The sequence below is a fragment of the Eubacterium pyruvativorans genome (assembly GCF_900102225.1).
Classification (GTDB): domain Bacteria; phylum Bacillota; class Clostridia; order Peptostreptococcales; family Anaerovoracaceae; genus Aminicella; species Aminicella pyruvativorans.
In genome coordinates, this window is sequence record NZ_FNBF01000025.1 from 24469 (window position 1) to 32183 (window position 7715).

Consider the following 7715-nt stretch of genomic DNA (forward strand, 5'->3'; position numbering starts at 1 on the left):
TGCCGCCTCCCACTATATGATCATGTTCAGTATCTCTTTTGTAAACGTGATGATGATACCGCCGGCCAGCGTAAGAAATCCGTTGGCACGGGCACTGGGATCGTGAGACTTCATCGACAATCCCACCTGCATGATGCCTAACCCCAGCAGGATCAGCCCGATGGCTCGGATCAGGCTGAAGATAAACGTGGACAGATTGTTCACCGTGGAAATCGGATCCCCTGCAGCAAAGCAGGTGGCTGCACCCACCGTGCAGGTTAGCACCATCGCCGCATATCCGGTGATGATGCTCCGTCTCCTTATCTCATTAGTTTTGAGTTCATTCTTTTTCCTAGTCATTAAACGATTCTCCTTCCTCGAATTCACGCTGCAGATCTTCTTCTGACAAAAGCTCATATCCCGTGGGCTCTGCCGGCTGATTGTCCTCATGGTCCAGAAACGCCGATGTCAGCTGGATGCTGAAGTCCGCCTTATCCGCTATGCCGTGCAGGAACGGTGCAGCTCCGCCGTCCTCTGTCAGTGCAATATTGGGATGCTTCAGAATGTCATATTTGAGATCCTTCACCGGCCGTTCACCCCGGACAAAAAGAAGGGAATACCGGTTATCCAGCATCCGCACTTCATCCGGCGTCATCAGTTCTCTTCCTGTGTTCTGGTAATTTGTTGAATAGTTGCCGCTCCTTCCGGTGGACCTGCCGTAGGTGTTGGTGTCGATGGTCTCCTTGCCCAGAAGCTCACTGACGTACTTATGGGTCTGCTGCTCGTTGCCGCCCAGATAGACGAACTCGTCGCAGTTTCCCATGATGGATTCCCAGTCTTTCTCATACAGCGCCTTGAGCTGCGCCAGATTCTGCAAAATGATACTGACTGATACATTCCGGGAGCGCATGACAGATAGGATCTTCTGAAAGTCCGAAGGCATGGACAGGTTGGCAAACTCGTCCAGCACGAAATGCACGTGAACCGGAAGACTGCCGCCGTGTTTCTTGTCTGCGCAATGGAAAAGCTGCTGAAAGAGCTGGGTGTACAAAATAGATACCAGAAAGTTGAAGCTGGTGTCGTTGTCCGGAATGATGGCAAAAAGGGCTGTTTTCCTTTCCCCCAGTGACGGCAGGTCCAGTTCATCGGTGATGGTCAGCTTTGCAAGACTCTCCAGATTGAATTTTTCCAGCCTTGCAGCCAGGGTAATCTGGATGGACTTCAGCGTCTTTGCCGCACCGGAATGGTAATTGCGGTAATACTTGAGAGCAATGTGATCCGGATCTGTCTTTTCCAGATCGAAGAAAAGGTTGTCCAGAGGACTTGGTGAATTGTCCTCTTCGTCCACATCTCCAGCCCGGAGCATCTCCATGACCATGGCAAAATTCTGCTCTTCCTCCGGCGCCTCATACTTAAGATAAAAGATCAGTGCCAGAAGCAGCATCTGTGCTGCCGTATCCCAGAAGGGATCATTGGACTGGGCACCTTTTGGCGTGGTGGACTTGAAGAGATTGGTCACCAGCCGCTGCACGTCGTTATCGTCTCTCAAATAGACAAAGGGATTGTAGCAGTGGGACCGGTCCATTTCCTGAAGATCCAGAGCCTTCACCGCATATCCTTTTTCCTCCAGAAGATGGCCGGTTGCCCGGATGGTCTCGCCCTTTGGATCCAGAATCACAAGGGAACTTTCTCCGCACTGCATGACATTGGGTTTGCAGTAAAACCGGGTCTTGCCCGCACCGGATCCTCCAATAACCATGACGTTCAGGTTCCTTCTGTGCTTCCTGCCATTCAGACCGATCCGCACATTCTGGGTAAGCAGTTTGTTGTTTTCCGGGATCCTGTCGGCATATCTTTTATTCAGCGTTTTAGGGTCTCCCCATTTCGCAGAGCCGTGCTCTTCGCCACGGCGGTAATTCCGCCGGGTGGAGAGCCAGATGCCGATGCTGACAGCATAGATCACCAGGAAAAACAGAATTGTTCGCAGTGTGTTTTCTGTTATCCGGATCTGAAAAGGCTGCCGGAAAGCACCGGACAGTTCGTCCATGTGCTCCAGCAGCCCATTCCTCATATATGGCGCAGCGATCAGCGCAGCCCAGATCACGGGAATCACCCCGATGGCTGAGCCGAGCAGGATATTCTTCTTATCGGTAGTGTTCATGACAGGCCTCCGATACCAGAAATCGCTTTTGCTTCGCCTCATAGAGTTTCACCATCAGTTCATCCACCGGATCAGTGGGGAGGCCTTCCCGGATCTGCTTCGTACGCAGATCATTCAATGCGTTAAGCAGAATGTTCCGGTCATAGGAATCCATCTCTAAGATCAGTTTTCTTTCCATGGCTACCTCTCATTCTCCCGGCCGTCCCTGGCTCGGGCCAGCATCTCTCTGTTCACTTCGTCAGCTGCGGTTTTCACTGCAGTCAGTTCACGGCGTACATCTTTTTCCTTGCGGCCTTCGAAAAAACGGGCAATGCGCTCGAAATCCACGTCCGGAGGATCCAGCCGGTAGTGCTTCGCCATGAGATACACACTGAGATCCGCCATGTTTACGGCTCTTCCACGGAACGCCTCGTCCCGGACAAAGGTCGCCATCGCCCGCTGACGAACGGCTCCCAGCAGCTCTTCCGGTGACGGCATTCCGCTCATCTCGTTGTATTCCTTCCTGCTGATCGTTTTTCCCATCGCCGTAGTCTGAGTAACATCGAAATTTTTGCTGACATCCGAAGCAAAACCCTGGCTTCCATCCGGCCTCTCATAGGTGACCGGCTTCAGCATCAGGATAGCTTTCTCGCCTTTGTTCACAAAGATGCTGTCATTCTTCCAGTCATCAAAGGACCGGATCCATGTTGCTTCCGGTCTCTGCCGCCCGATGAGAAGGGCATTGGAAACAGAACTTCGAAGGAAGCGAGCCTGCACATCCGCGTAGGCCTTCAGCTTCTCCGGATCCAGAAGCTTTTGCGTTTCCTCGGACAGCATTTCGAAGATGCGGTCTTTTTCTTCTCGTTTCTGGGTTTTGTATACTTCACGGTCGAAGTTATCGTTACTACTCACTTGATTCATTGCTGAAACTCCTTTCTATGCATAAGAAAAGACCTCACCAGAGTTGATGAGGTCATGTATGTCAGGCTAGTGCACAAGTGGGCCAATACCTTTTAAACATATAGTAGTGCTCCATATTATTTAATTATTTCATTTCAACAAACTGGAATTTATTTGTGTCTTGCTTTGCTGATAAGTTCTTCAGCAATAACACTGATTGCCATACAAATACCACATACTGCCCCCATATAAACTCCTATTGATTTGCCAATATACTCTGTTCCAGACTTTGTAAGTTCGTAAATAGATATTCCGAGTATTTTAACAGTTAGTGTATTTACATCTGTACTATATGCGTTAGTATATCCAAAGTAAATTGCGACGCTCATCAATAGCATTGCAAGAGCAAATCCAACTATCAGCGCAATCAGAATTTTAATTTTTCTCTTCATATATTTTTCCTCGCTAAATTTAAATTTTCCTGTTATACAAACTGGAAGTTATCTATGTCTTCCAAGATCATCAAAATTTCTTTTTAATGCTGTTTCAGTAAACGGGATAACGCAGATCATGACAACCATCTGAGCAACGACGATAAACAATCCAGCAATGCCTATCACGTCTACACTCTTTCTGCAGACAAATAGCATCACCACAATGGAAACCGGCAATAAAGCCAGTCCACTGCGGTGCCATATTTGGCCGCTATACTGATGTGCAAACCTCCAGGTTTCCTTATTTTTCATGGATCTCGGCGTACGATATCCAAACATCCCGTTAATTTGTTTTGGCCCGCCTTTCATGAAATATTTCCCAAATCCAATCATCATAGCTGGTGTCAAGAGGCACATGATCAACATGAAAAACCAGAATCCTGTCATAGCTATTCTCCTAACAAATTCAAATTTGTCATTTTCTAATTTGATAACATAATTCTGATAAATCCGATATGATGGTCAATCAGCAGTTGTATACATTCTTATACCACATATTTTTCATAGTGTCACTGATTAACCGGAACATTTCAACTCTATAAAACAAATGAGTAACGCAGCATGTTTCATCATTTGCTGCGTTACTGGTTAAATTGTTGATTACGTTATTTCATCATTACAATCAGATGCATTTTATTAAACATATTTTTCTCTTACCATTTCCTATCGCTCCTTTCCCGGCCGCTTGGGAAGCGGCACTTTCACAGTATTCTCTTTGGAAGAAGGCCTCTTCTCTTTTTCACGGGACAGCTTCTGCTCCCGGGACTGCCGCCTCCGGTAGTAGTTCAGCTTTTCCCGGACAGATGGCCTATTCATTCCAGTCGACCCATTTGAGCGGCTTGTTTGCCTCAAGCTTGGCTCGGACGGAGGGTCGTTTGCCGTCTTCGCCAAATCGGGGTTTGCCTTCTGCTTTTGTTTTCCTGGGCCTGCTCCCATGGTTCTTTCGCTTCTTGCCTCCGGTTCCTTCTTCTCCCGTGCATCCTTTTCCGGAAAATATTTCTCCTGTTCTTTGACGCTGCCGGTGACGGATGCCGTTGGCACCGTTCCAAGACGGAAGCGTTCGGTGATTCGCTGTATCTTGGAAGCGTCCTCGGCTCTTGCGATTACATCCACCACAGCGTTCGCGTCTTTGTTGTTCTTGTCCCGCAGCACGCAGTAGAGCACCCCGTAGCGTTTGGCCTCCTGTGTGAATTTCTTCAGGTCCTTCTGCTGCACTGTATAGACCTTCAGTTCCTTTCCAGTTCTCAGCATGTTGGTGAGCCGGGTCTTTCCCTTTGTCTTCTGTTCTTCCTTCAGCACGGCGTGAAGAAGAATGGCGATGTTCTTGGCTCCGTTTCCGGTGATCCTCGCCGCCACCTCCACGCCTTCCAGCGACAGCCTGACGACCTGTTCTGCTGCATCTCCTCCTGGATTCATAATGGTTTTCTCTCCTTTCCCCGTGTTCTGTCTTCAATTACAGTTTCAAGATTCCGTTCTACCTGACCGGACCGTTCCCGTATGTCCCGGCAGAGCTTCAGTTCTTTCCGGGTATCCTTCAGCTCTGCGGTCAGTTCTCTGACCTTTTCCCGGCACTGCGCCTCTTCTTCTACCGGCATCTTCCGCCGGATCTTCTGTCTCAACTCGCTTCGCTGCGCACTGATGGAAGAGTTATCTTCCATCAGAGACTTCATCTTTTTTTCCAGATCCTCCTCTGTACTGATGTTGTACCTGGCAAGGAACTTTGCTTCCTCGCTGTACAGATCGCACTTCAGGAGTTCCTCTTTCAGCACCGCATGAAGCCGCACGGGATTCTGCCGGTACTTCGGCAGATATCCCAGCTCGTAGCAGTACCGAAGATACAGTTTCTCCAGACCGCTTCTTCCCATGATTTTGTCGATCCGGCGCTTCAGGTCATAGTGATTGGAGCTGCGGCATTCGTTTCGCATACGCTGCATCCTGACACCGATATCATTTGAGAATACTCTCTGCTGGATCATCTCTCTGGTGTACTGGTCGCCAAGACGATCGGTCCGGATGGCCTTCGTCCATCCCGGAGGCGTTACGGTCCAGTACTTGCGCCGGGGATTGAACTGATAGAGATAACCCCGCTTTTTCAGTTCCGATTTGAATTCCTCCATGTTGGCGCTGACCGAGATGGCTTCGTCCAGTGCCTGCCTTGCCACATTGTATCTGGTGGGCATGCCGGCTTTCTCCATTTTGTAGAGAGAGTAGGGGACCCGCTTTCCTTCCGGATGCTCGATGACAGACAGATTCCGCTCACGGCAGATCCGGTCGGACACCGCACGGATCCTCATGGTCTCTTCCGTGCAGAAGTGAAAACGTTTTCCATCCACAAATGAAACTGAGTTGAAAACGATGTGGTTATGGAAGTACATTTGTCAAGGGAAGATTTGATTTTTTCAAAAAAATCAGGTGCAAAAATCCTTGAAATTTCAAGCGAAGCAGGTTTCTAGATTTTTTCACTCAACTGAAAATAATAATGTATAGTTGTTTTATCAAGGGATTCCTTTTTTATTTTTATAAGCAAAAGGAGAGTACAACTGCGGATATTCCAACAGTCGAACCCTCCTTGAATAATATGCTCTAATGTACAATTGCTTAATACATATATTTGTTCTAACCCACATGAGACAAATTATTACTGTACAAACTCCGCTTTATTTGAAAATGTCAGGTGACGAAAAAATTATACTCTCAATCGCTCTATTTAATTCCCTAAGATTTACAATCTCGTGTGCATCGATAGTTGTAAGTTCTTTTTTTATTATTTCAATTTGAGTTTTGTTAAGATTTCCATCTAGCTTTTCTAAATAATAATTCCCCTTATAATCTATATACTCTCTTTTTTCTGCATCGTTCAGCGGAACCAATTGATATTTAAGATCAAAACGAGATCTAAGTTCAGGAGATATAGATTCTCCAATGGTTGATCTATCGAGATTTGATGTAAAAAGAACAATATATTTATCTAAATCGTATTCTCTCCCCATTGAATCTGTAAATCGACCGTCTGAAAGCAACTCTAGAAAAAAATTATGTACTTCAACACTTGCCTTCTCAAACTCATCAATCAAAATTACTCTAGATTTGCTACTATTAATTTTTTCAGTGAGTTCACCTTTGCTACTTCCGATGAACCCTCGCGGACTTCCAATCAAACTACTCAGTGCATTTTGCTCAGAATAGTTACCCAGATTGATTTTAATAAATCGCTCCTTTGGAGCTAAATAATTATGAAGCAGCCGAGCTGTTTCTGTTTTTCCAATTCCAGACGGGCCGCATAAGAAAACGGAAAACACCTTTCTCTCTTCGATTTCATTTAAGATTCTGAACTTATGAAGTTCTTCAAACAATCGCTGTTTAAACTTTCTATTTCCGAATAGATTCTGTGCAAAACTTATCTCTACATCGTGGAATCTTTCAAGAGGTATATCAACGATATTTGTGGTATTGTTTTTATCAATTTCAAGTTCTTCCTCAATTCGCTCTACACCTGAAAAAAAATAAGGGAGATTTTGACAAATACCTTCAGCGTATCTCTTGTCAATAATGAATGTTATATTATCACATTTATGTTCATTAAATTCTTTAAGATATTCCTGAAGCAATAATATCATTGGTTGAAGCCAAGTGTCTGTTCTCTCAACATCACCTAAAATCATTAAAGACAAATCTATGTAACAACATTTTGAAAAAATGTTATTGAAGGACTTTGCTATTTCTTCTGGATTGGGATTTTTATAACATTCAATTATTTCAGCATTTGTTATTAGTTTTGTCGTAGGGAATATTTTGTCAAAGACATCCTCAAAGTAACTTGTCGAATAAGAATATAAAGTAATTCGATTCAATAATTAACACCTCTTAACTTAATTCTTGAAGCAAGGCAATAACGTCAATATAATGAATCATTTCCTCACTTCCAAGATATGGAGAGTCACTGTTATCAACATCTTCTTTATCGTCCGTTTCCACATCTTGTACAGAAGCTATATTTTCATTGGTATCATTCAGTTTTGCGATAGAATCAACTTTAGTCCTAATATCATTGAACTTAAATAATCCTCGATAAATACCAAGTATTGTAATTGGCCCTATTTCTAAATCATGATTATTACGGGGCGGCGGAGCCGCCTGTCCGGTGGTGGCGGAGCCACCTGTCCGGACTTTCGGAGCCACCCCGCATGATTATTGGTTACCTT

The 7715-nt window shown here is 45.4% G+C and carries 10 protein-coding genes; all 10 read right to left on the reverse strand.

Going from position 1 to position 7715, the window contains the following annotated elements; genetic code table 11:
- Positions 1-12 precede the first annotated feature (12 nt).
- A complete protein-coding gene (locus tag BLQ24_RS08190) occupies positions 13-267 on the reverse strand; it encodes a glutamyl-tRNA amidotransferase (protein WP_235897162.1) in 255 nt (84 codons plus the stop codon).
- A gap of 64 nt (positions 268-331) precedes the next feature.
- Positions 332-2140 carry a VirD4-like conjugal transfer protein, CD1115 family gene (locus BLQ24_RS08195; RefSeq protein WP_090164475.1) on the reverse strand — a complete coding sequence of 603 codons (1809 nt, stop codon included), beginning with the start codon at positions 2138-2140 and terminating at the stop codon, positions 332-334.
- The gene (locus tag BLQ24_RS08200) at positions 2124-2318 is read right to left on the reverse strand and encodes a hypothetical protein (RefSeq protein ID WP_090164476.1); all 195 of its coding nucleotides are present in this window, start codon (positions 2316-2318) and stop codon (positions 2124-2126) included. Before BLQ24_RS08200 ends, BLQ24_RS08195 begins: the two co-directional genes overlap by 17 nt.
- A gap of 2 nt (positions 2319-2320) precedes the next feature.
- Complete coding sequence (locus tag BLQ24_RS08205) at positions 2321-3040, reverse strand: ArdC-like ssDNA-binding domain-containing protein (protein ID WP_090164477.1); 720 nt, start codon at positions 3038-3040, stop codon at positions 2321-2323.
- A gap of 149 nt (positions 3041-3189) precedes the next feature.
- Positions 3190-3471, reverse strand: coding sequence for a DUF5963 family protein (locus BLQ24_RS08210; protein WP_090164478.1), 282 nt, complete (start codon positions 3469-3471; stop codon positions 3190-3192).
- 48 nt (positions 3472-3519) lie between these two features.
- Positions 3520-3900: an SdpI family protein gene (locus BLQ24_RS08215; protein ID WP_090164479.1), complete on the reverse strand. Its 381-nt coding sequence runs from the start codon at positions 3898-3900 to the stop codon at positions 3520-3522.
- A 276-nt stretch (positions 3901-4176) separates the two neighbouring features.
- Entirely contained in the window at positions 4177-4869 is a 693-nt protein-coding gene (locus BLQ24_RS08220; RefSeq protein WP_473234637.1) for a PcfB family protein, read from the reverse strand.
- Between the two features lie 56 nt (positions 4870-4925).
- A complete protein-coding gene (locus BLQ24_RS08225) occupies positions 4926-5888 on the reverse strand; it encodes a relaxase/mobilization nuclease domain-containing protein (protein WP_090164481.1) in 963 nt (320 codons plus the stop codon).
- A 282-nt stretch (positions 5889-6170) separates the two neighbouring features.
- The gene (locus tag BLQ24_RS08230; RefSeq protein WP_090164482.1) at positions 6171-7364 is read right to left on the reverse strand and encodes an AAA family ATPase; all 1194 of its coding nucleotides are present in this window, start codon (positions 7362-7364) and stop codon (positions 6171-6173) included.
- A 13-nt stretch (positions 7365-7377) separates the two neighbouring features.
- Positions 7378-7692 carry a hypothetical protein gene (locus BLQ24_RS09990; RefSeq protein WP_143004279.1) on the reverse strand — a complete coding sequence of 105 codons (315 nt, stop codon included), beginning with the start codon at positions 7690-7692 and terminating at the stop codon, positions 7378-7380.
- Between the last annotated feature and the right edge of the window lie 23 nt (positions 7693-7715).

What these genes read in the sequence shown, in the direction of transcription:
- BLQ24_RS08190 (WP_235897162.1), bottom strand. Translation starts at nt 267, where the DNA reads ATGGTGCTAACCTGCACGGTGGGTGCAGCCACCTGCTTTGCTGCAGGG.
- BLQ24_RS08195 (WP_090164475.1), bottom strand. Translation starts at nt 2,140, where the DNA reads ATGAACACTACCGATAAGAAGAATATCCTGCTCGGCTCAGCCATCGGG.
- BLQ24_RS08200 (WP_090164476.1), bottom strand. Translation starts at nt 2,318, where the DNA reads ATGGAAAGAAAACTGATCTTAGAGATGGATTCCTATGACCGGAACATT.
- BLQ24_RS08205 (WP_090164477.1), bottom strand. Translation starts at nt 3,040, where the DNA reads ATGAATCAAGTGAGTAGTAACGATAACTTCGACCGTGAAGTATACAAA.
- BLQ24_RS08210 (WP_090164478.1), bottom strand. Translation starts at nt 3,471, where the DNA reads ATGAAGAGAAAAATTAAAATTCTGATTGCGCTGATAGTTGGATTTGCT.
- BLQ24_RS08215 (WP_090164479.1), bottom strand. Translation starts at nt 3,900, where the DNA reads ATGACAGGATTCTGGTTTTTCATGTTGATCATGTGCCTCTTGACACCA.
- BLQ24_RS08225 (WP_090164481.1), bottom strand. Translation starts at nt 5,888, where the DNA reads ATGTACTTCCATAACCACATCGTTTTCAACTCAGTTTCATTTGTGGAT.